Annotated in this window: 18 protein-coding genes and 1 pseudogene; 8 read left to right on the forward strand and 11 right to left on the reverse strand. The window is 69.6% G+C overall.

Translation table 11 applies throughout. The annotated features are described in order from the left end of the window. Positions 1-44 precede the first annotated feature (44 nt). A complete protein-coding gene (locus tag VFB40_RS08760; protein ID WP_324848802.1) occupies positions 45-1436 on the reverse strand; it encodes an ABC transporter substrate-binding protein in 1392 nt (463 codons plus the stop codon). Between the two features lie 138 nt (positions 1437-1574). Here VFB40_RS08760 and VFB40_RS28495 point away from each other — a divergent pair, with 138 nt between their 5' ends. Together VFB40_RS28495 and VFB40_RS08775 are read left to right on the forward strand one after the other, a co-directional pair. After that, the gene (locus VFB40_RS28495) at positions 1575-2372 is read left to right on the forward strand and encodes an IclR family transcriptional regulator (RefSeq protein WP_349261398.1); all 798 of its coding nucleotides are present in this window, start codon (positions 1575-1577) and stop codon (positions 2370-2372) included. Positions 2373-2457: 85 nt separating this feature from the next. Further along, the gene (locus VFB40_RS08775; RefSeq protein ID WP_324848803.1) at positions 2458-3861 is read left to right on the forward strand and encodes a sugar porter family MFS transporter; all 1404 of its coding nucleotides are present in this window, start codon (positions 2458-2460) and stop codon (positions 3859-3861) included. A gap of 42 nt (positions 3862-3903) precedes the next feature. Here VFB40_RS08775 and VFB40_RS08780 read toward each other — a convergent pair whose 3' ends face one another. The 6 genes from VFB40_RS08780 to VFB40_RS08805 form a co-directional block, all read right to left on the reverse strand. Continuing rightward, positions 3904-5112 carry a glycoside hydrolase family 3 N-terminal domain-containing protein gene (locus VFB40_RS08780; protein WP_324848804.1) on the reverse strand — a complete coding sequence of 403 codons (1209 nt, stop codon included), beginning with the start codon at positions 5110-5112 and terminating at the stop codon, positions 3904-3906. A 105-nt stretch (positions 5113-5217) separates the two neighbouring features. Next, on the reverse strand, positions 5218-5859 hold the full coding sequence (locus tag VFB40_RS08785) for a GTP-binding protein (RefSeq protein WP_414642063.1): 642 nt from the start codon (positions 5857-5859) through the stop codon (positions 5218-5220). Further along, positions 5840-6193, reverse strand: coding sequence for a DUF742 domain-containing protein (locus VFB40_RS08790; RefSeq protein WP_324848805.1), 354 nt, complete (start codon positions 6191-6193; stop codon positions 5840-5842). The genes VFB40_RS08785 and VFB40_RS08790 overlap by 20 nt, the downstream gene beginning before the upstream one ends. A 60-nt stretch (positions 6194-6253) precedes the next feature. Continuing rightward, entirely contained in the window at positions 6254-6676 is a 423-nt protein-coding gene (locus tag VFB40_RS08795; RefSeq protein WP_349261399.1) for a roadblock/LC7 domain-containing protein, read from the reverse strand. A gap of 10 nt (positions 6677-6686) precedes the next feature. After that, entirely contained in the window at positions 6687-9770 is a 3084-nt protein-coding gene (locus VFB40_RS08800) for a sensor histidine kinase (RefSeq protein ID WP_324848806.1), read from the reverse strand. Between the two features lie 152 nt (positions 9771-9922). Then, the gene (locus tag VFB40_RS08805) at positions 9923-11074 is read right to left on the reverse strand and encodes a transposase domain-containing protein (protein WP_324848807.1); all 1152 of its coding nucleotides are present in this window, start codon (positions 11072-11074) and stop codon (positions 9923-9925) included. A gap of 218 nt (positions 11075-11292) precedes the next feature. Between VFB40_RS08805 and VFB40_RS08810 the strand changes: the two genes are divergently transcribed. The 3 genes from VFB40_RS08810 to VFB40_RS08820 all read left to right on the forward strand — a co-directional run bounded on the left by VFB40_RS08810 (position 11293) and on the right by VFB40_RS08820 (position 14097). Further along, positions 11293-12084, forward strand: a complete 792-nt coding sequence (locus tag VFB40_RS08810) for an ABC transporter ATP-binding protein (RefSeq protein ID WP_324848808.1) — start codon at positions 11293-11295, stop codon at positions 12082-12084. Then, a complete protein-coding gene (locus VFB40_RS08815) occupies positions 12059-12955 on the forward strand; it encodes an ABC transporter permease (protein ID WP_324848809.1) in 897 nt (298 codons plus the stop codon). Before VFB40_RS08810 ends, VFB40_RS08815 begins: the two co-directional genes overlap by 26 nt. A gap of 83 nt (positions 12956-13038) precedes the next feature. Continuing rightward, the gene (locus tag VFB40_RS08820) at positions 13039-14097 is read left to right on the forward strand and encodes an ABC transporter substrate-binding protein (protein WP_324848810.1); all 1059 of its coding nucleotides are present in this window, start codon (positions 13039-13041) and stop codon (positions 14095-14097) included. A gap of 80 nt (positions 14098-14177) precedes the next feature. Here VFB40_RS08820 and VFB40_RS08825 read toward each other — a convergent pair whose 3' ends face one another. Together VFB40_RS08825 and VFB40_RS08830 are read right to left on the reverse strand one after the other, a co-directional pair. Further along, positions 14178-14828, reverse strand: a complete 651-nt coding sequence (locus tag VFB40_RS08825; protein WP_527249189.1) for a class I SAM-dependent methyltransferase — start codon at positions 14826-14828, stop codon at positions 14178-14180. Positions 14829-15041: 213 nt separating this feature from the next. After that, complete coding sequence (locus VFB40_RS08830; protein ID WP_324848812.1) at positions 15042-15998, reverse strand: NADP-dependent oxidoreductase; 957 nt, start codon at positions 15996-15998, stop codon at positions 15042-15044. Between the two features lie 88 nt (positions 15999-16086). Here VFB40_RS08830 and VFB40_RS08835 point away from each other — a divergent pair, with 88 nt between their 5' ends. After that, a complete protein-coding gene (locus VFB40_RS08835; protein ID WP_349261400.1) occupies positions 16087-16665 on the forward strand; it encodes a TetR/AcrR family transcriptional regulator in 579 nt (192 codons plus the stop codon). A gap of 81 nt (positions 16666-16746) precedes the next feature. Here the strand turns inward: VFB40_RS08835 and VFB40_RS08840 are convergent, their stop codons facing one another. Next, complete coding sequence (locus VFB40_RS08840) at positions 16747-17448, reverse strand: LPXTG cell wall anchor domain-containing protein (protein ID WP_324848814.1); 702 nt, start codon at positions 17446-17448, stop codon at positions 16747-16749. A gap of 155 nt (positions 17449-17603) precedes the next feature. Then, positions 17604-18086 (reverse strand): MarR family winged helix-turn-helix transcriptional regulator, encoded by a 483-nt coding sequence (locus tag VFB40_RS08845; protein WP_324848815.1) that lies wholly within the window; start codon positions 18084-18086, stop codon positions 17604-17606. 114 nt (positions 18087-18200) lie between these two features. Here VFB40_RS08845 and VFB40_RS08850 point away from each other — a divergent pair, with 114 nt between their 5' ends. Together VFB40_RS08850 and VFB40_RS08855 are read left to right on the forward strand one after the other, a co-directional pair. Beyond that, positions 18201-18608 carry an organic hydroperoxide resistance protein gene (locus tag VFB40_RS08850; RefSeq protein WP_324848816.1) on the forward strand — a complete coding sequence of 136 codons (408 nt, stop codon included), beginning with the start codon at positions 18201-18203 and terminating at the stop codon, positions 18606-18608. Between the two features lie 422 nt (positions 18609-19030). Further along, positions 19031-19735: pseudogene (locus VFB40_RS08855) on the forward strand (hypothetical protein); the annotation flags it as partial.

Genomic DNA, 19735 nt, shown 5'->3' on the forward strand with positions numbered 1-19735 from the left:
ACGGCCAGGACGCCGGGCCGGCGTCCTGGCCGCCTCGGCACGCATCATCCGACCCCCTGCTGCCGCAGCGCCGAGTTCAGATCACCGTTGAGCGCGTTCAGCGCGGACTGCGTGTCGCCGCAGGAGGAGAGCAGCTTGTTCAGGCCGGCGGAGGCCTTCTGCCGCAGCGCGGTCCAGTTCGGCAGGTTGTCCCATTCGTAGTGCCCTGCGTCGGCGTAGACCTGCTGCGCCACCTGCCAGCGCTGGTCGCCGTTGTGCACGGCAGCCGCGTCGACGGTCTTGTTCACCGAAAGGCGCACCACTGTGGCCGTCTTGACCCCGATCATCCCGAGCTGCTGCGCCTGCGGGGTGATCATGAACTCTTCCAGCTTCGTCGCCTCGTCGCTCTTGGCGTCGGCCATGGTGAAGATGTCGGTGCCCTCGGCGAGGGTCGCGGTGGTGCCGCTCGGCCCGGCGGGCGGCGCAATCACGATGTACTTGCCCTTGACCGTCGTCGCGTCCATGGTCGCGTAGGCGTAGGGCCCGGTGAGGTAGATGCCTGCGACGCCGGTCTGGAACGCCTTGTTGGTCGCGGTCGTGTCGTCTCCGAGCACCGAGGGCTGCACGTCCTTGGCGGTGCACACCTGGTTCTCCAGGAACCGCGCGGACTGCACGGCCTGCGGCGTGTTCACGGTCGCGGTGTACTTGCCGTCGCCCGCGGACTTCACGAAGTCGCCGCCGGCCTGGTACAGGAAGCTCGACCAGTACCACGAGGTGTAGCCGCGGGCGGTGGAGCCGGGTATGTCGAGGCCGTAGGTGTCCGCCTTGCCGTCGCCGTCAGGGTCCTGCGTCGTGAACGCCTTGGCCACCTTGGCCAGGTCGTCCCAGGTCTTCGGCGGCTGCAGGCCAAGCTTGTCCAGCCAGTCCTTGCGGATCAGCAGCACGTTGGCCTGAGCCGAGAACGGGACCGCGTAAGGCTGGCCGTGCAGGTCGGTGGCGGACTTCCAGGCCAGGTCGGTCAGCTGGTCCGCGCCGGCCAGCTTCGCCTTGTCGACGGGCAGGATGATGCCCTGGCTCTCGAAGTTGCCCAGCTGCGCGGCGTCGTCGAGCACGACGTCGGGCAGCCGGTGCGCGGAGGCCGCGGCGGTCAGCTTGGTCTCGAAGTCGGTGAGCGTGGCGGTGGTGATGTCCACCTTGATGCCGGACTGCGCGGTGAACGCGTCGAAGATCTTCTGATACGCCTTCGGCGAGTCCCCGGCCCCGCGGATCCACACCGTCAGATCGCCGGTGGCGTGGGCGTTCTTCGACTGCGGCAGGGATCCTCCGCCGCCGCTGCCGCCCGCGGTGGACGACGCGCTGCACCCGGACAGCGCCGCCGTGCCGGCCAGCGCGCAGCCGGCCACCGCGGCCAGCATCGCGCGGCCCGTTCGGTTGGGCCGCGGCCTCGTGGAGTGCATGGACACCTCGACTCTGAGACGCCGTTCATGTATGTGAATAGTTGACACGAGCATGAAGCATGTGCAGCGTGTGAAACATATTCGGGGAAGCAGACTTGGTCAAGGTTCGTTACAAGACGGCCGGAAGGAAGGAAGCTTATGGCGGTCGTCGGGGGGGCTGGGGCCGACACGGAAGCGGCGGCCGGGGTGAAATCCGCCCGGCGGGCCGTTGAGTTACTAGAAGCCTTCGGGAGGAACCACTCCTGGACCTCAATGACTGAGTTACATACCCAGACCGGCTTCCCACGCTCAAGCCTGCACGGCCTGCTGCGTACGCTGCGCGACCTGGGTTGGATCGAGTCAGACGACGTAGGAACCAGATTCCGACTTGGTGTTCGAGCATTGATATGCGGTACCGCGTATCTGGATCGCGATCCAGTGATGCCTTATGCGACCGACGCCCTGGAACGTGTGCGCGAGCAGACTGGTCTGACGGCGCATTACGCGCGGCTGTGCGGAGCGGACATCGTGTATTTGGAGACACGCGAATCCCGTCGCTCGGCGCACTTGGTCTCCCGCGTTGGCCGAACGCTGCCGGCCTACGCGACCTCGCTCGGCAAGGCGCTGCTCGCTGAACTCTCCGACGCGGAGCTCACCAAGCTGCTTCCGACGGAACTGCCCACACTCACCGAGCGCACCATCACCGATCGCGAAACGCTGCGCGCCGAACTCGGAGTCACCCGGGCACGCGGCTACGCGACCGAACGCGAGCAAGGCACTCCGGGCGTGGCCTGCGCGGCCGCCGTGGTGCCGTACCGCATCCCCGCCACCGACGCGATGAGCTGCTCCATGCCCTCAGGCGAAGTGACCGACGCGGAGTTGCACCGCGTCGGCAAGCTGCTGCACGAGGTGGCCGGCGACCTCAGTCAACAGCTGCGGCGGGTCGGCATCCGCTGAAAACAGTGCCCGCTCGAACACAGTGCCCGCTGAAAGCAGCGTCCGCTGACGGCGCCCACTCAACCCCACGAAAGGTGGTTCCGCAATGACGCAGACGGCGACGACGCCTGCGGGCCGGCGCATCAGCCGGTTCACGCTGTACTTCTTCGGCGCGCTCGGCGGCATCCTGTTCGGCTACGACCTCGGCGTCATCGCCGCGATCCTGGTCATCCTCGCCAAGGACTGGCACCTGACCGGCTTTCAGAAGGGCGTGGTCACGGCGAGCCTCTCGGTCGGCGCGATGATCGGCGCGGCCGCGGCCTCCCGGCTCGGCGACCGGCTCGGCCGCCGCCGCGCGATCATGGCGGCGGCGCTCGTCGTCATCGTCGGGACGGTGGCCTGCATGCTCTCGCAGAACCTGCCGGAGCTGACCGTCGCGCGCGGCGTCATCGGGATCGGCATCGGCTGCTCCTCCGCGACCGTGCCCACGTATCTGTCCGAACTGGCCCCGGCGCGGCTGCGCGGCGCGCTGGCCTCGCTCAACCAGATCTTCATCGTCTCCGGGATCCTGATCGCCTTCCTGGTCGGCTACTGGCTGGCCGCGACCGGCGACTGGCGCGGCATGTTCGCCGGCGCGCTGGTGCCCGCGGCGATCCTGCTGGCCGGGCTGACGCTGCTGCCGGAGACGCCGCGCTGGCTGGTGCAGGCCGGGCGCGAGCAGGAGGCGCGCGCGGTGCTGGCGGGCATCCACCGGCAGGAGGCCGTGGACGGCGAACTGGCCACCATCCAGGAGGTCATCCGGCTCGACGCCGAGCAGCGCGGCAGCCTGCGCGAGCTGTGGGCGCCGTGGGTGCGGCCGATGCTGTTCGTGGCGCTGCTGCTGGCGGTCGGGCAGCAGTTCAGCGGCGTCAACGCGATCAACGCCTACTTCCCGACGATGCTGGTCTCCCTCGGCTTCACCACCAGCACCGCGCTGCTGAGCGCGATCGCGCTCGGCGTGACCAAGCTCGCGTTCACCGCGTGGGTGGTGTTCGTGGTCGACCGCTGGGGTCGCAAACCCCTGCTGCTCATCGGCAACGCGCTGATGTTCGTGACACTCGCGTCGACCGGCTTCGTGGTGCTGGACGTGCACGGCAAGACCGCCCTCGGCGTGGCGACCCTGATCCTGCTGATCGGCTACCTGGCCGCGTACGAGCTGGGCTGGGGCGCGGTGGTGTGGGTGATGATGGCCGAGGTCTTCCCGCTGCGGGTGCGGGCGGCCGGCATGGGCGTGAGCAGCGTGGTGCTGTGGGCGGCGACCGGCATCGTGACCGCGGTCTTCCCGATCATGTCGGACAAGAACGCGCTCGGCATCGGCCACTCGATGTGGGTGTTCGCCGCGGTCAACGCGGTGCTGTTCGTGCTGGCCCGGTGGCTGGTGCCGGAGACCAAGGGGCGCAGCCTCGAGCAGATCGAGCTGGAGCTGCGCGGCCGGCACCGCGAGCAGGCTCCGGCGGCCAGCGAGGTCTGATTCGCCGCCTGCACGGGCCTCGCGTACGCAAGGCCCCGGCGGTTAGGGCAGCGCGGAGCGCAGCCAGCCGATCCGCTCCGTCGCGGCGTGGAAGCTGGTGGAGTCGAGCGTGCCGTTGCCGAGCGCGGTCGCGAGCGCGTTGCGGGCGCTCTGTCCCTGGCTCACGTCGCGGGCCGAGCAGAGGATCAGGTCCATTCCGGCCGCCGCCGCCTTGACCGCGCGCTGGGCCGTGCTGCCGTACGCGCTCAGCGCACCCGCCTCAAGCGCGTCCGTGATGGTCACGCCGCGGAATCCGTTGCGGCCGCGCAGTTCCCCGTTCACGATCGTCGGCGAGAGGCCCGCGGGAAGGCTCGGGTCCAGCGCCGGGTAGAGCGCCCACGAGCACATCACCAGCATGACGCCCGCGCTGATCGCCGCCGGATAGGGCACCTCGTCGATCGTGTGCAACTGGTTCAGCGAGACGTTCAGCGTCACGGCCTCAAGGTCAGTGTTCTGCGAGGTAGCCGCCGAGCCGAGGCCGGGGAAGTGCTTGGCGGTGGCCGCCACCCTGGTCGCCTGCTGCGCGCTGATGAAGGCCGATCCCAGCGCGGCGACCGTGGCCGGGTCGTTGCTGAACGAACGCTGATACTGGTCGATGAAGTTGCCCGCGGTGTAGAACACGTCGAGCACGGGGGCCAGATTGACGTTCATGCCGACGCCGCGCAGGTTCTGCCCGGCCCCCGTGCCGCCGGCGCTCGCCGCGGCCACCGGGTCGGCGGCCTGGCCCATCTGCTTCGCCGACAGCGTCGGCTGGCCCGGCAGCCGGCGCACGAGGCCGCCCTCCTGATCGGTCATCAGCAGCAGCGGCTGCTTGATCGGGCCGCTCTTCGCGGCCTGCCGCAGCTGGGCGATCACCCCGGCGATCTGGCTCGCGCTGGTGATGTTCTCGCCGAAGAAGATCACGCCGCCGACAAGGCCGGCGCTGATGTCGCTCAGCAGGCTGGCCGGCGGGGTGGTGCCGGGGTAGGAGAAGATGACCCGCTGACCGGCCAGCTGGAGGTCCGACAGGCCCAGCGGGAAGCTGACCATCGCGGTGGCGCCGGGCTGCGGGATCGGACGCCGGTCGCCCAGGCGCTGCCCGGTGCCGTCCGGAGTGGCCTGCCACCAGCCGAACGCGCCGGCCATGCCGAGTCCCGCGGTGCCGGCCAGCAGAGCCCGCCGACTGGGTCGTGCGCCGTTCGATTCCTGGCCCGGTGCAGTCGGTTCAGCCATGCAGTCAGTGTACTAACCCGTCGCAATACGCCGCGAAAACCGACCGGAGGGACGAATCGACCGCGCTCGCGGCCTTCGCGCGATGCCCGGCCGATCCCGCCGCGGTCAGCCGATCCCGGAGCTGACCGGCTTGCTGTCCGCGCCGACCCGGGTGCGGAAACTCACGCTCTGCTGCACCAATCGGATCAGCGCGGCCTTGACCGGCTCGCGGTCGCGGGCGTCGAGCGTGACGACCGGGACGTCCGGCGGCACGGACAGCGCCTCGCGGATGTCGGAGACCTCGTGCACCAGCTTCCCGTCGAAACAATTCACTCCGATGATGTACGGCAGCCCGAAGTCCTCGAAGTAGTCGACCGCGGAGAAGCTGTCGGCCAGCCGCCTGGTGTCCACGAGCACGATCGCGCCGATCGCGCCGCGGCACAGGTCGTCCCACATGAACCAGAACCGGGTCTGCCCGGGCGTGCCGAACAGGTAGAGCACCAAGTCCGAGTCCAGCGTCACCCGGCCGAAGTCCATCGCCACCGTGGTGGTCTGCTTGCCGGGCACGCCCCGCACGTCGTCGACCCGCTCGGCCACCGCGGTCATGACCGCCTCGGTGGTCAGCGGCACGATCTCGGAGACGGTGCCGACGAAGGTGGTCTTGCCCGCGCCGAAGCCGCCGGCGATCACGATCTTCACCGGCGTGACCGCCGTGTCGCGTCCGGGGCCGGCCCGCCGGCCGCCCTGGTCAGAGGTTGCGAAGGCCAATGAGCACCCTTTCCAGTAGCGCCAGGTCAGGCTGGCCGTCCGGGGAGTCCGGCTGCTGCACCGAGACCAGGCCGCTCTCGGCCAGGTCGCCCACGATCACCCCGGTGACGCCGAGCGGCATCCTGAGCAGCGCCGCGATCTCGGCCACGGACTTGAACTCGGAGCACAGGCGGCAGACCTTCTCGTACTCGGGCACCAGGGTGTGCATGACGTTCCAGCCCCGGGCGGTCGTCGTGACCAGCGCCTCCATCGCGAGCTGCGAATGGGACTGCGTGCGTCCGCCGGTGACGGCATAAGGGCGTACGAAGGGAGACGCCTCGCCTTCGGAACCCACCTTGCACCTCCCTCAGCCTGCCGGGCTGCTCACTAATATCAGAGTTCTTGGTCGTCCGGGTCACTGCGGCAGAGCGTTCTGCAGTTCTTCGCGCAGCGCCGGCGTCAACACCTCCCCGGTGCGCTCCACCAGGTTGGTCATCTCGTAGCCGATCAGGCCCATGTCGCTCTCGGTGGAGGCGAGGGTCGCCATGACCGAGCCGTCGCTGATCGCCATCACGTACAGGAAGCCGCGGACCATCTCGACCACCGTCTGGGTGACCGCGCCGCCCTCGAAGATCCGGGCCGAGCCCTGGGTCAGGCTCGCCAGGCCGCTGGCCACCGCGGCGAGCTGGTCGGCCCGGTCGCGGGTCAAGCCCTCCGAGGACGCGATCAGCAGCCCGTCGGAGGAGACCACGATGGTGTGGGCCACCCCGGGGACCCGCTCCACGAAATTCGAGATCAACCAGTTGAGGCTCTCCGCCTCCTGGCTCATACCCCTCATGTCCCGTTCCTCAACTCTGTTCGGTCTCGCCGGCCAACTGCTGCGAGTTGCGGCGGAAGGTCGACAGGCGCTTGCGCACGGCCTCCGCGGTCGACGAGATCCCCGGCGGCGGAGTGACCTTGGCCGCGCCGTTGGCCCCGGCCTTGCCGGGTACCAGGTTCGCCTTCGGCACCCGGCGCGGCAGGCCGCTGTTGGTGACCCCGTCGCGGGCCGGGTTGGCGAGCGCGGCGGCGGCCTTCCAGGCGTCGTCGCCCGGCGAAGACCAGGTCCGTGGACCGGATTCGGGTTCGGTCATCGTGGGCACGGGCGCGCCCACGGGCACGGAGGGCGGCCTGAAGCGCCCGGCCATCGGGCCCTGCGCGTTCGAGGCGGCCTGCTGCACGTTTGACGCGGCCTGCGCGGAGCCGTTGGCCGCCCTCGTGGCGTCCCACGGCTGAACGGACCGAGGGCTCCAACCGGAGTGCGGCGGACGGGTGCCGCGGCGGCGGAACCACTCGGACTCGACGGCCTCGAAGATCGGCAGCCGCTCGTTGGTGTCGGTCATCGCGGCGTCGCTGCGCGCGGCTTGTCTCACCTCGGCGCTCGGCGCTGGATGAGAGTTCTGCGTTTGCCGCGGAGGCTGAGTTTGCTGCTGCGGAGGCTGCGCCTGCTGCGGAGGCTGCGCCTGTCGAGGACCCCTCGTCGGAAGAGGGTCGTCGGGTGCGGCCTGCTTCGGCTCGAACCACGTCGGGTCGATCACCGGTGCGGAGGGCGCGCCATCGATGTATACCGCCGCGTTCGATCGCGGCGACTGGGGATTCAGCGGATCCGGCCGCTGTGAATCCGGGTGCTGACGATCCATCGCCGGACCGGGGAAGGGCGGGGCCGCGAACTGGCCGGGGAGCACCGGATTGGCGCTGAAGCGGCCCGCGCCGTTGACCGGCGGTTCGCGGAACCCGGCGCCCACGCCGGCGTCCGGCGGCGGAGGGCTCGGCGGTTCGCCTAATCGCCGGGTTCTGCCGAACTCGCCGCCCTGCCAGTCCTCCGGCGCGCCGCCGCGGCCCTGGTCGAGCAGGCCGCCGCCGCTGAAGCCCTCGCGGGCGATACCGGGCACGGTGACCCGCGGCTGCGGGCCGGAGTCGTCCGGCCGCCGGGCCGCCATCGCGCCGAGGTCGACCAGCGTGACCGGCAGGTGGATCGAGGCGGTGACGCCGCCGGCCGGGGATTCGGAGAGCGTGACACTGATTCCGTAGCGCGCGGCCAGCCGGCCGACGACGAACAGTCCCATCTGCCGGGAGACCCCGACGTCCACGAGCGGCGGCTTGGACAGCCGCTCGTTGGAGCGGCGCAGGTCCGCCGCGGTCATGCCGATGCCGACGTCCTCGATGTGCAGGATCACGCCGCCGTCGTCCGCGCCGCGCGCCGCGACCCACACCTTCGTCTGCGGGGACGAATAAGTGGTCGCGTTCTCCAGCAGCTCGGCGACCAGGTGCGCGACGTCGGGCGCGGCCTTGCCGACGATCCGGGTGCGCGGGATCTCGCCGAACATGATCCGCTCGTACTGCTCCACCTCGGCGGCCGCGGCCCGCGCCACGTCCACCAGCTGCACCGCCTCGGTCCACCGCCGCGCGGTCTCCTCGCCGGCGAGGACCAGCAGGTTCTCGTTGTTGCGGCGCATGCGGGTGGCCAGGTGGTCCAGCTTGAACAGCTGCGCCAGCTGTCCCGGGTCCTTCTCGCTGTTCTCAAGCCCGTCGATCAGCAGCAGCTGCCGTTCCACCAGGCCCTGGCTGCGGCGGGAGAGGTTCTTGAACATCGCGTTGACGTTGCCGCGCAGCAGCGCCTGCTCGGTGGCCAGCCGCACCGCCGCGTCGTGCACCTCGTCGAAGGCGCGGGCGACCTCGCCGATCTCGTCCCGGGAGCGGACCGCGATCGGCTCCACTCTGGTGCTCGCCGCTTCCACGTCGGTGGCGTCGCGCAGCCTGCGGATGACCGCGGGCAGGCCGTCAGTGGCGATCTGGTAGGCGGAGGTCCGCAGCACCCTGAGCGGTTCGACGATGGAGCGCGCGATGATCGCGGTCGCGGCGAAGGCCAGCAGCAGGGTCAGGATGACGATGCCGGCGTTCGCGTACAGCTGGGTGCGCGCGGCGGACTGGAGGAACGAGGTGCGGTCCAAGGCCTGCGCGCCGACCCGGTTCTCCACCTGGCGCACCTGCGTGACCTTCGCGGTGGCGGCGTTGAACGCGCCCACCGGGTCCGCGCCGATCGTGCTGGCCGGGCGGTTGTCCAGCGCGGCGTCGATCACCTGCTGCACGAGGCTGTCCGCGGTGCCGGTGCTCTGACCGCCGACCGTGGACTGGAACAGGTCGGCGGTGGCCGGCGTGGCCTGCGCGGTGAGGGTGGCCAGCGAGCTGGTGTACTTCGCCTGCGCCTGGATCAGCGCCTCCTGCTGCACCCGGGTCTGCCCGCCGCCGCCGAGGATGGAGACCAGGTAGCCGCGCTCCTGCGAGGTCTGCTCGCCCGCCTGCTCGACCGCGGCCAGGGAGCTGACGAGGTTGCCCAGGTCGTGGTCGGTGGTGCCGGTGGCCAGCTGGTCGCTGAAGTTCAGCAGGCTGCTGATGATCGTGGTGTAGGCCTGGAACACCGGCCGCGAGTCGCCGAGGCTGACCACCGAGGAGCGCAGCACGGTCAGGTCGCCGAGCCGGGCGTCCGCCTGGACCGCGAGCGCCTGGGCCGAGGCGGACAGGGCGCCGATGCTGCCGGCGTACTGCCGCCGCGCCGCCTCGAACGCCTGTACCTGCGCGGTGGTGTTGCTTTCCGCGGCCGCCAGGCTGGTCATGTCCTGCGCCTGCTGACCGTCGGTCAGATAGCGGGCGATCAGGTCCCGCTCGTCCTGCACGCTGTGCACGAGTTTTGAGACGGTCAGCGCCACCTGCACCTGGCCGGCCAAATTGCCCTCGGCGGTGATGGCGTCGTTCTCGGTCACCACGCGGGCCGCGCCGAGCGCCACCGCGGCGATCAGCGGCAGCAGCACCAAGAGCACGAGCCGATTGCGCAGACGCAGGTCGCGCAGGCCACGCCGGGTCCGCGGTAAGGCATCATCCGTGTTTTTATCCATCGAGCCTCACACGCTCCTCGTATCGAGCGGGCACGATCTCCGTCCTCTGCTACCGATGTGCGGATTGCGTGGTGAAGCAAACACCCCGGGCTCGGGACAGCCGCAATTTGAGCACAGCCGCACAGCGGGGGCCAAGACTTCACACAACTGACTTAACGGGGGCGCACCGCGCCCGAATAAGGGCGCTTCGCGTGCATATGGACCTGCCGGGAGCGCACCGGCGGTTGCCGGCCCTCCAGCAGCGTGTAGTCCACCAGCTCGCCTATCGCGTGGTGAACGCACAGCATCGCGTAGAGCTCCTGGCGCACCAGGTCAGGACTCTTCGAACGAAGCACGATCCGGTCGCCTCCTTGATAGGCGGTGATGCCACGAAATCCGTTACCGCGCGCGCGGTGCCGGTCGAAGACGGCGGTCAGCCGCTCGGCCGGTGCCTTGCGATGGTCGAGGATCGAGGTGACCAGCCGCCCCGCGGAGGAACCCCGTTCGATCACCCGTACGATCCGGGCCGCCCCGGCGGCGCCGGGCAGCCGGGAGAGCCCTGATCCGTCCGGAAGCCGGTGGTGCACCGGAAATGCCAGCCCGTCGCCCACCGGCCACAGCAGCTCGCCGCCGCGATCGCCGATCGCGCTCCACAGCGCTGCGGACAGCGGCCGTTCGTCGTCCAGCACCACCAGGGAACCCGGTGACACCGAGGCCGCGATGCGCCGGTCCCGGCTGCCGTCCGCTCCCCCGCCGACGGCCGCCGCCACCACCCGGTGGGTCAGGTCGTCGGTGAGTAAGGACAGGTACACCCGCGGCGTGACCGCCGCGGCCGGATCGGCGGTGCGCACCGCGAACTCGCCCCGATTGGCCAGGGTGTCCGGCACGTCGGCCGAGATCCGGCCGAACCGCAGCGGCCGCCAGCCGCCGGGCAGCAGCGGATCCGGCCCGGTGACCGCGGCGGCCGGGGCCGCGGCCCGCTCGAACAGCAGCCGCAGCGGCTCCACGCCGAGCCGGCGCCTGGCCCGCCCGATCGCCGCCGCGCTCGCGGTCTGCGCGCCCGGCGGGTGCGTCAGGCCCGGAATACCGCGCACGATCTCGCCGAGCACGTCCTCGTAGGGCAGCTCGCCGAATATCCACAGCGCGAGGGTGAAATAGACCATCAGCCTGGCCGGCAACAGCCGGTGGCGTTGCTCGCGGCGTCCGAGCACGTCGACGATCTGGTCGACGTGACCCGGCGGGAACGCGCGGATCAGCAGACCCAGCACGACTCGCTGCGGCAACCCGGCGCTGAGCGCGGTGTTCGTGTGACCGGCCCGTGGCATGCGAGCACCCTAGGGCAGCACAACCCACCGTCACACCAGCAGGACCCTAAGTTGACAGTCCCTTGGCCGGATCGCTTGTTGCCTTTGGCTAATCGATGGCATCCTCATGGCCCAATCGAGGGGGCAGTCGCGAGGAGTGTCGATTGGGAAGCTCCACGGGGTCCGATTCCGCAGCATTCGAAGCTTCGTACCCTGACAGACTTCGAAAACCGCCTCCGTTGCTCGCGCTGCACGGCGTGTCCAAGCGGTATCGCGGCCCCGACGGCCGTGCGCACACCGCGCTGGACAATGTGGACCTCACCGTCGCCCCGGGGCGTTTCTGCGTGCTGATCGGCCCCACCGGCTGCGGGAAGTCGACGATCCTCTCGATGATCGCCGGCCTCGCGCGCCCGAGCGAAGGCAGAATCCTGATCGACGGGCAGCCGGTACTCGGAACCGATCCGCGCACCGGTTTCATGTTCCAGAACGACGCGGTCTTCCCGTGGAAGACGGTGCTCTCGAACGTCACGGCCGGCCCCAGGTTCCGCGGCACGCCGAAGCGTGAGGCGGTCGAACTCGCGCGGGACTGGTTGCGCCGGGTGGGGCTGAGCGGATTTGAAACTTACTTTCCGTACCAGCTTTCCGGCGGCATGCGTAAGCGGGTCGCGCTGGCCCAGACGCTGATCAACAATCCGCAGATCCTGTTGATGGACGAGCCGTTCTCCGGCCTGGACGCGCAGACCCGGCAGATCATGTCGGACGAGCTGCTCGGGCTCTGGGAGCAGTTGGGCGCGTCGGTGCTGATGGTCACCCACGATCTGGAGGAGGCCATCGCGCTGGCCGACACGGTGGTCGTGCTCACCGCGGGCCCGGCCACCGTGAAGAAGGAGTTCGCCGTCGATCTGCCGCGGCCGCGCAGCGTGCGCGAGGTGCGCTTCCAGCCGCGCTTCGTCGAGCTGCACGAGCAGATCTGGTCCTGTCTGAGCGAAGAGGTCTCCCTTGCCTATGCCCGCGCTACGACCTCCGCGTGAACGTTCCGGGCCGGACGACCCCGCCGCCGCCGCCGCCGCTGAACCGCGCGACGGCGACGCGCCGGGCCGGCCGCGGGTGCGCCGCCGCGCGATCATCGTCTCGATCCAGGTCGCGCTGCTGGTCGGCGCGCTCGGAATCTGGCAGCTGCTGGCCTCGACGCACACCATCGACGTGTTCTTCTACGGCGATCCGGCGGGCACCTGGCGGCAGCTGACGGACTGGATCCACGGCGGCACCACGGAGGGGCCGCTGTGGCAGCAGATCTGGGTGACGCTGCAGGAGGCGCTGATCGGCTTCGTCATCGGCGTGGTGCTCGGCGTGGTCTGCGGCATCGTGCTCGGCCGGGTCAAGCTGCTCTCCGAGATCCTGGCGGTCTACATCGGGGCGTTCAACTCGATCCCGCGCATCGTGCTCGGCTCGATCTTCATCATCTGGTTCGGCCTCGGCATGCAGTCGAAGATCGCGCTGGCCGTGCTGCTGATCTTCTTCAACGTGTTCTTCAACGCCTTCCAGGGCGCGCGCGAGGTGGACCACGGCCTGGTCGCCAACGCGCGGCTGCTCGGCGCGAGCCAGCTGGACGTGATCCTGCACGTGGTGCTGCCCTCCGCGTTCAGCTGGATCATCGCCAGCCTGCGGGTCGCCTTCGGCCTGGCCATCACCGGTTCGGTGGTCGGCGAGATGCTCGGCGCGCAGCAGGGCCTCGGCACGCTGATCTCGCAGGCGCAGGGCAATTTCAACCCGAACGGCGTGTACGCGGGACTGGTCGTGACCACGATCGTCGCGCTCGCCGCGGAGGGACTGATCACCCTGGTGGAGCGCCGGCTGCTGCGCTGGCGCCCGCCCCGGCACGCACTGGAACCGGAGACCTGATCGCAACCCACTTACACGAATGCGGCTTCACGAACCCAGCTGTCCAAGCGTCCCCTTCCCCGACCAAGGAGAGCACAGTAAGCATGTTCCATCGCAAGCTCGCCCTCGCGATAGCCGCGCTGACCGCGGCCGCCGGCATCTCGTCCTGCTCGAGTTCCAACTCCGGGTCCTCGGCCTCGGCCGGCGGCGGGTCAAGCGCCGCCCCGATCACCGTCAAGATCGCGGTGGCGAACCAGACCAACCAGAGCTACATCCCGCTGATCCTGGCCCAGCAGCTCGGCTTCTTCCGCAAGCAGGGCCTCAACGTGCAGATCGTCAGCGTCACCAGCGGCGCGCAGACCTTCTCGCTGCTGCTCTCCAAGCAGGTGCAGGGCGTGGTCGGGTTCTACGACCACGACCAGGACCTGGTCGCCAAGGGCACCCAGGTGCACGAGGTGGTCCAGCTGCTCCAGGCGCCGGGCATGGTGGAACTGGTGCGCGACGACGAGTCCGCCGCCATCACCTCGCCGGCCGACCTGGCCGGCAAGAACGTCGGCATCACCGGCCTCGGCGGCTCCACCGAGTTCCTCGCCGACTACCTCGCCGCGCACAGCGGCGCGGGCGTGAGCAGCATTCACCCGGTCAGCGTGGCCGCGGGCGCCACCTTCGTCGCGGCGATGCAGCACAAGTCCATCGACGCCGGCGTCACCACCGAGCCGACGATCTCCTCGCTGCTGTCCAAGCACCTGGCCAAGATCCTGGTGGACATGCGCTCGGTGGCCGGAACCCAGGCGGCGCTCGGCGGGCCGTACCCCGGCACCGCGCTCAGCGTGACCGCCGCGTGGGAGAGCGCGAACGCGGCGACGGTGCAGAAGCTGGTGAACGCGCTGGTCGAATCGCTGCACTACATCCAGCAGCACTCGGCTCAGCAGATCGCGGACGCGATGCCGGCCAGCTACTACGCCAGCACCGGCAAGACCGCGTACGTGCAGGCGCTCGCGAACGAGATCGGCATGTACAACCCGACCGGGCTGATGCCGACGGACGGTCCGCAAAGCGTCTTCCGGGTGCTCTCGGAATTCGACCCGGCCGTCAAGGGGCACCAGATCGACCTGAGCCAGACGTACACGGACCAGTACGTGCAGAAGGTCCCGGCGTCCTGACCTGACCTGGCCTGATTACGCGAAACTCCGCCGCCGGGCGCCCTTCTCATGCACCCGGCGGCGGAGTTCGCGAAGTCAGTTCAGCGGTCGGTGCGGCGCGCCTTCCAGTAGTGGCAGCGCATCGGCCACTCGACGAGGTCGCCGTTCCCCAGCCGCGGGTCGCTGTTCACGTATTCGGTGAACTCCCGGAGAATCTCCGGCTTTCGCTCCGGCGGCGCCTGAATATATCCGGTGTAGGTGGTCAGCATGGCGCTGAGTTCGTCGCGGCTTATCGGAGTCGACCAGGACAGGCCGGATATCTCAATATCGACGAACGGCGCGCCCTGCGGCAACCACTGGTCCTGCAGGTAATGCGAAACCTGGGTGTAGACGATATCGCCGGTGTTGGTGGCTCTACGCCGGAACTCCTCGATATCCGAGACCCACGGCACGGCGCGGTCGCCGCGATTCCAGACGAGCGCCAGAGTGCCGCCGTCCCGCAAAATCCGGGCGACCTCGGGAATGGCCCGATCCGGATCGACCCAGTGCCAGGCGGAGGACATGACCACGGTGTCCACGCAGGCGTCGGGCAGCGGGATCTGCTCCGCGACCCCTTCAAGCGCGGTGACGCCGGGGCAATTCTCGGCCAATACCTCGCGCATTCGCGGATCGGGATCGACGGCGTAGACCTTCGGCACCCGCTTCATCAGATGCCGGGTCATCGCGCCCGTTCCCGCGCCGAGGTCCAGCACCGCCGAACAGGAGGCGGGCAGGATATGGCCGAGGATTTCCGCGGGCGGCCCGACCCGGTACCGGTCGTAATTGCGGGCCTGCGCGCCGAACGAGGTCGAGAGTTCGGAATCTTGAATCATGCCGACAGCCTAGTGCGACCGGGAATGTTTTCGTAGCAGCCTGCTGATTTCGGCGATCGGCGAGCGGAGCGGCATGCGCGCTTACCGCCGGGGCTAGAGGTCGATCACCACCTTGCCGTGGACGTGCCGGGCCGCCTGCAGTTCGACGGCCGCGCGGATGTCTTCGACGGCGAAGGTGGCCGCGATCGGTACACGCAGACGGCCGGCCGCGACAAGGCGCGCGATGTTCTCAAGAGCATCGGGCGCGGCGCTGGCGCCATTGGCAGCCTGGACGCCGTCGACCACGGCCGCGATGGTGCAGATGCGGCTATCCGGAACGCCCAGCTCGCGGGCGACGTGCACCGTGTCCGTCCCGTGCAGGTCCAGTGCCGCGGTGACGGGACCCGCATCGAGGGTGCGGAGCCTGTCGATGAGGCCGTCGCCGTACGCGACGGGTTCGGCGCCGAGGCTTCGCAGATGCTCGGCGCTCGACGGTGATCCTGTCCCGATGACGTGCGCTCCCGCGATGCGCGCCAGCTGTACTGCGAATACGCCGACTCCGCCGCCTGCGCCGCCGATCAGCACCGTGTCCTGCGGACCGAGGTCGAGGACTGCGAGAGCGGCGGCCGCGGTGCTGCCCGCGATCGACAGGGTGGCAGCGGCGCGGTCATCGAGGCCGTCCGGGGTGTGATGAGCGACGCCGCTTACGATGTTCCCGTTCGCGCCGACCACGACGAAGTCGGCGACGGCTCGGGAGAGGGCGGCTCCGAACACGCGGTCGCCGACCGTGTAGCCGGCCCCGCCCGCGCCGACCTGGTCGACCACTCCCGCGTAGTCGGTCCCGAACCCGCAGGGCAGGCTCAGGCCGAACCGCGCCGCGGTCTCGGCATCAGTGGTCATGAACCAGTCCATCGGGTTGAGGCCGGCCGCCGTAACCCGAACCCGGATCTGCCCGTCGCCCGCCTGGGGTTCGGGCACGGCCTGCAGATCCAACACCTCCGGCCCGCCGAACGACTCGAGCCGAACCGCCCTGCTCGTGCCGCTTTGAAGGGCGTCGTCGTGCTGCTGCATGCTCGCTCGTCTCCTCGCGTTCGTGGCGCCGCCCTGAACCGGACTATGCTCCGCTTACGGAAGCCAAGATAACCGGAGCGTGATCCGTTTGACCACTCGGCAGCCCCGGACGCCGCGGGCCGACGCCACACGCAACCGCGAGCAACTGCTCGAGGTCGCCACGCGAGTGTTCGCGTCGAGCGATGCGGAGACGTCGATGCGCGCGATCGCCCGCGAGGCCGGCGTCGGCATCGGGACTCTCTATCGCCACTTCCCGACCCGCGAGTCCCTGGTGGAAGCGGTCTACCGGGACCAAGTCGTCCGCCTCACCAACGGCGCCCGGCAGCTGCTCGCCGAGGTGGCCCCGGCCGTGGCCATGCGCCGTTGGATGGACCTGTTCGGCGAGTGGATCGCGACGAAGAACGGAATGCTCGACACGCTGCCGGCAGTAATCGAGTCCGGCGCCGTCGGCCACGCCCAGACCAGGGACGAACTGCTGAACGCGATCTCGGCGATCCTCGACGCGGGTCGCGTAGCGGGTGACCTCCGCTCCGATGTCACCGCGCAGGAGATCGCGGCAAGCCTCATCGGGATCTTCACCGTCGCGCACCAGAGCGGCCACGCGGTCACCGCCGACCGGCTTCTCGACATCCTCCTCGACGGTCTTCGGCCTCGAACCCGTCCTTGAGGCGTAGGAGCGGCCCGAAAGGCCGAGGCCGGGTCGGTCCGAATTCCTTCGGACCGACCCGGCCTCAGTTACCGGGTTCGACTACCGGTGACGCATAGATCCACGGGCCCTGCGGATGAGGGCGCCACCTGCGGCGAGCGCCGCACCACCGACGGCCAGCCAGCCGGCAGCCTCGCCTCCGGTCTCGGCGAGCTTGCCGCCGCCGGGCTTCGCCGAGGCGCTGGCCGAGGGGACCTTGGAGGCGGACGCCGAGGCGCTGGGCGAAGTCGACGGCGAGGGGGCGGCGGAGGCCGACTCGGACGGCGACGCGGAAGCGGACGCGGAGGCCGAGGCGGAGGCGCTCATCGACGGCGAGGGCGACGGAGCGGCGCAGGTCGACCAGAACACTTTGAACTTCGCCTGGCCCTTCTCGCCGACGAAGGTCCAGGTGAGCTTGTAGTGGCCGGCCGGCAGGCTCATGTTGGCGGTGTGCCCGGTGCCGTTGTGCAGCGTGATCGACCCGCTGAGCACCTTGGCGTTGCCGGTCGGCGGCTGCTGGTGGATCGCCCAGGACACGTGCTGAATCGTGTCGAAGTTGAACGCGTCGAGGTAGAACACGCACACGTGGGTCTCGTCGCGCTGGTCGCCTACCGGAGTGGTCGACGCGTGGATCTTGACGTCCCCGTTGTCCCCGGGCGCCATCACGAACGCGGCGGCCGGAGCGGCCGCGAGCAGGCCGAACAACCCGGCGAGTGCGGTGAAGAGGAGAAGCAGACGACAGCGAAGGCTGGGTGAACGTCGCACGGTGCTCCCTAGGCCCGAGTAGACGAGGCGTGATCGCCTTTTGCCGTCAGACCGTATGCATTGAATACGGCGTCTTACGGGAGCAACGGTGATGAGGCGTCAGTTTTTCACGCATTCGGCCCAAGGGAACCGCGTACGAGCCGACGCTGCCGGTATCACCGCGCAGCGGCGGCAGCCAGGCCGGCGGTCGTGTCGTCGAGCGACCTGGTCAGCTCGACCAGCCGCGTCCGCAGCGCGTCCGCCTCCTCCTGATTCATGCCGATGGCGACGCCGACACCCGTCCGCACCTGCATGATGCGCTCCTTGAGCGCGCCACCGGCCTCGGTCAGGCTCACCACCACGGACCGCTCGTCGTCCACGGCGCGCCGCCGCTCCACCCAGCCCGCCGCCTCCAGGCGCTTGAGCAGCGGGGAGAGGGTGCCGGAATCCAGCCGCAGCTTCGCGCCGAGGTTCTTCACGCTCAGCTCTCCGTGCTCCCACAGCACGAGCAGCACCAGGTACTGCGGGTACGTCAGACCGAACTCGCGCAGCAGGACGCGATACACACCGTCGAAAGCCCGAGAGGCCGCGTGCAGCGCGAAGCAGAGCTGCGCGTCGAGGCGCATCGCCTGCTCGCCGGTGAGGTCGATGATGTCCATGACCTCAGTGTACCTCAGTGGCGCGCATTTAAGTTGCGCACAATTTAGTTGTATGCCATGCTTTTTCTCGCGGGCGGCGCACCGGCCGCCCCGGATCACGAAGGATGGGACACGATGAGCCTCTACACCGCAGTCGCCACGGCGAACGGCCGCGAGGGCAAGGCGGTCAGCTCGGACGGGCAGCTCAACCTGGCCCTCGCCTTCCCGCCCGCCCTCGGCGGCGACGGAAAGGGCACCAACCCCGAGCAGTTGTTCGCCGCCGGCTACGCGGCCTGCTTCGCCAGCGCGCTCGGCCTGGTCGGCCGGCAGGCCAAGGTGGACACCGGCGAGATCTCGGTGACCGCCGAGGTGAGCCTGGACAAGGACGAGACCAGCTTCGCGCTCTCGGTCGTGCTGCGGGTGGAGCTGCCCGAGTCGCTGGACAACGAGACCGGCCGCAAGCTGGTCGAGCAGGCGCACGGCGTGTGCCCGTACTCCAAGGCGACCCGCGGCAACATCCCGGTCGAGCTCGTCGTCGAGTAAGACTCCCGATAAGACAGACTCCTGATAACGCAGAGTCCTGGAAACCCAGGCCCCTAAAGACTCAGACTTCTGAGTTGCGGCCGCGCCCGATCCCGCGAGCGGTCGCCAGTCACAACCGAATACCCACCTACGCTTCGGCGGCACCGGAGATTCCCCCGGTGCCGCCGAAGCGTTTCGCGGAACGAATTTGCGAGCCTGCGGCGGGGCGCGAACTGCCGCCTTTGCCGTCCCATTGCCAATCGTGACTGTCAGGGCACTTGCCGTTACCGCACCGTCTTGCCAAACTGCCCACTCGGTGCCACCCCGCCACCCGCTGCTGTCAGGCGGGGTGTCGCCGCATCCCCCCCGGCAGAGCCACAAGCGCTCCGGGGCGCCCTTCAGATCCTCTCGGGCAAACAGCTGCGCTGTAGAAGGGATCTACCTTGATACCCACATCATCCACACCCACATCCACACTCACATCGAACTCCCGAGCGCGACGCCGGCTCGCCACCGTCGCGGCCCTCGCGCTCCTCCCCCTGACCGCCGCGATCGCTCCGGCCGCCGCGGCGACCACGATCACCAACGGCGGCTTCGAGACCGGCAGCCTGTCCGGCTGGACCACGTCCGGCCCGGCCACCAGCGTGACCACGTCCAGCCCGCACTCGGGCACCTACGCGGCGATGCTCGGCTCCACCTCGCCGACCAACGGAAGCTCCTCGATCGCACAGTCCTTCACCGCTCCGAGCGGCGGCGGCACGCTGTCGTTCTGGTACGACGTGATCTGCCCCGACACGGTCACGTACGACTGGGCGACCGCGACCCTCGCCGACACCACCGCCGGCACGACGAGCACGGTGCTGGCCAAGACCTGCGTCGCCAACTCCGGCTGGAAGCAGATCTCGAAGACGGTCACCGCGGGGCACAACTACACGCTCACGCTCACCAGCAAGGACGACAACTACCCGGGTGACCCCACCTACACCCTGTACGACGACGTCACGCTGTCCGGCGGAGCCCCCACCAACGACTTCTCGATCAGCGACAGCCCGACCTCGGCCACCGTCAACGCCGGTGCGTCGGCGACCTCGACCGTCTCCACGGCGGTCACGGCCGGATCGGCGCAGTCGGTGACCCTGTCGGCCTCC

This window comes from Actinocrinis sp. (genome assembly GCF_035650855.1).
Taxonomy (GTDB): Bacteria; Actinomycetota; Actinomycetes; order Streptomycetales; family Catenulisporaceae; genus Actinocrinis.

Excerpts from the sequence above, each read along its gene's own strand:
- VFB40_RS08760 (WP_324848802.1), bottom strand. The coding sequence starts at position 1,436 with ATGCACTCCACGAGGCCGCGGCCCAACCGAACGGGCCGCGCGATGCTG.
- VFB40_RS28495 (WP_349261398.1), top strand. The coding sequence starts at position 1,575 with ATGGCGGTCGTCGGGGGGGCTGGGGCCGACACGGAAGCGGCGGCCGGG.
- VFB40_RS08775 (WP_324848803.1), top strand. The coding sequence starts at position 2,458 with ATGACGCAGACGGCGACGACGCCTGCGGGCCGGCGCATCAGCCGGTTC.
- VFB40_RS08780 (WP_324848804.1), bottom strand. The coding sequence starts at position 5,112 with ATGGCTGAACCGACTGCACCGGGCCAGGAATCGAACGGCGCACGACCC.
- VFB40_RS08795 (WP_349261399.1), bottom strand. The coding sequence starts at position 6,676 with ATGAGGGGTATGAGCCAGGAGGCGGAGAGCCTCAACTGGTTGATCTCG.
- VFB40_RS08800 (WP_324848806.1), bottom strand. The coding sequence starts at position 9,770 with ATGGATAAAAACACGGATGATGCCTTACCGCGGACCCGGCGTGGCCTG.
- VFB40_RS08805 (WP_324848807.1), bottom strand. The coding sequence starts at position 11,074 with ATGCCACGGGCCGGTCACACGAACACCGCGCTCAGCGCCGGGTTGCCG.
- VFB40_RS08815 (WP_324848809.1), top strand. The coding sequence starts at position 12,059 with ATGCCCGCGCTACGACCTCCGCGTGAACGTTCCGGGCCGGACGACCCC.
- VFB40_RS08820 (WP_324848810.1), top strand. The coding sequence starts at position 13,039 with ATGTTCCATCGCAAGCTCGCCCTCGCGATAGCCGCGCTGACCGCGGCC.
- VFB40_RS08830 (WP_324848812.1), bottom strand. The coding sequence starts at position 15,998 with ATGCAGCAGCACGACGACGCCCTTCAAAGCGGCACGAGCAGGGCGGTT.
- VFB40_RS08845 (WP_324848815.1), bottom strand. The coding sequence starts at position 18,086 with ATGGACATCATCGACCTCACCGGCGAGCAGGCGATGCGCCTCGACGCG.
- VFB40_RS08850 (WP_324848816.1), top strand. The coding sequence starts at position 18,201 with ATGAGCCTCTACACCGCAGTCGCCACGGCGAACGGCCGCGAGGGCAAG.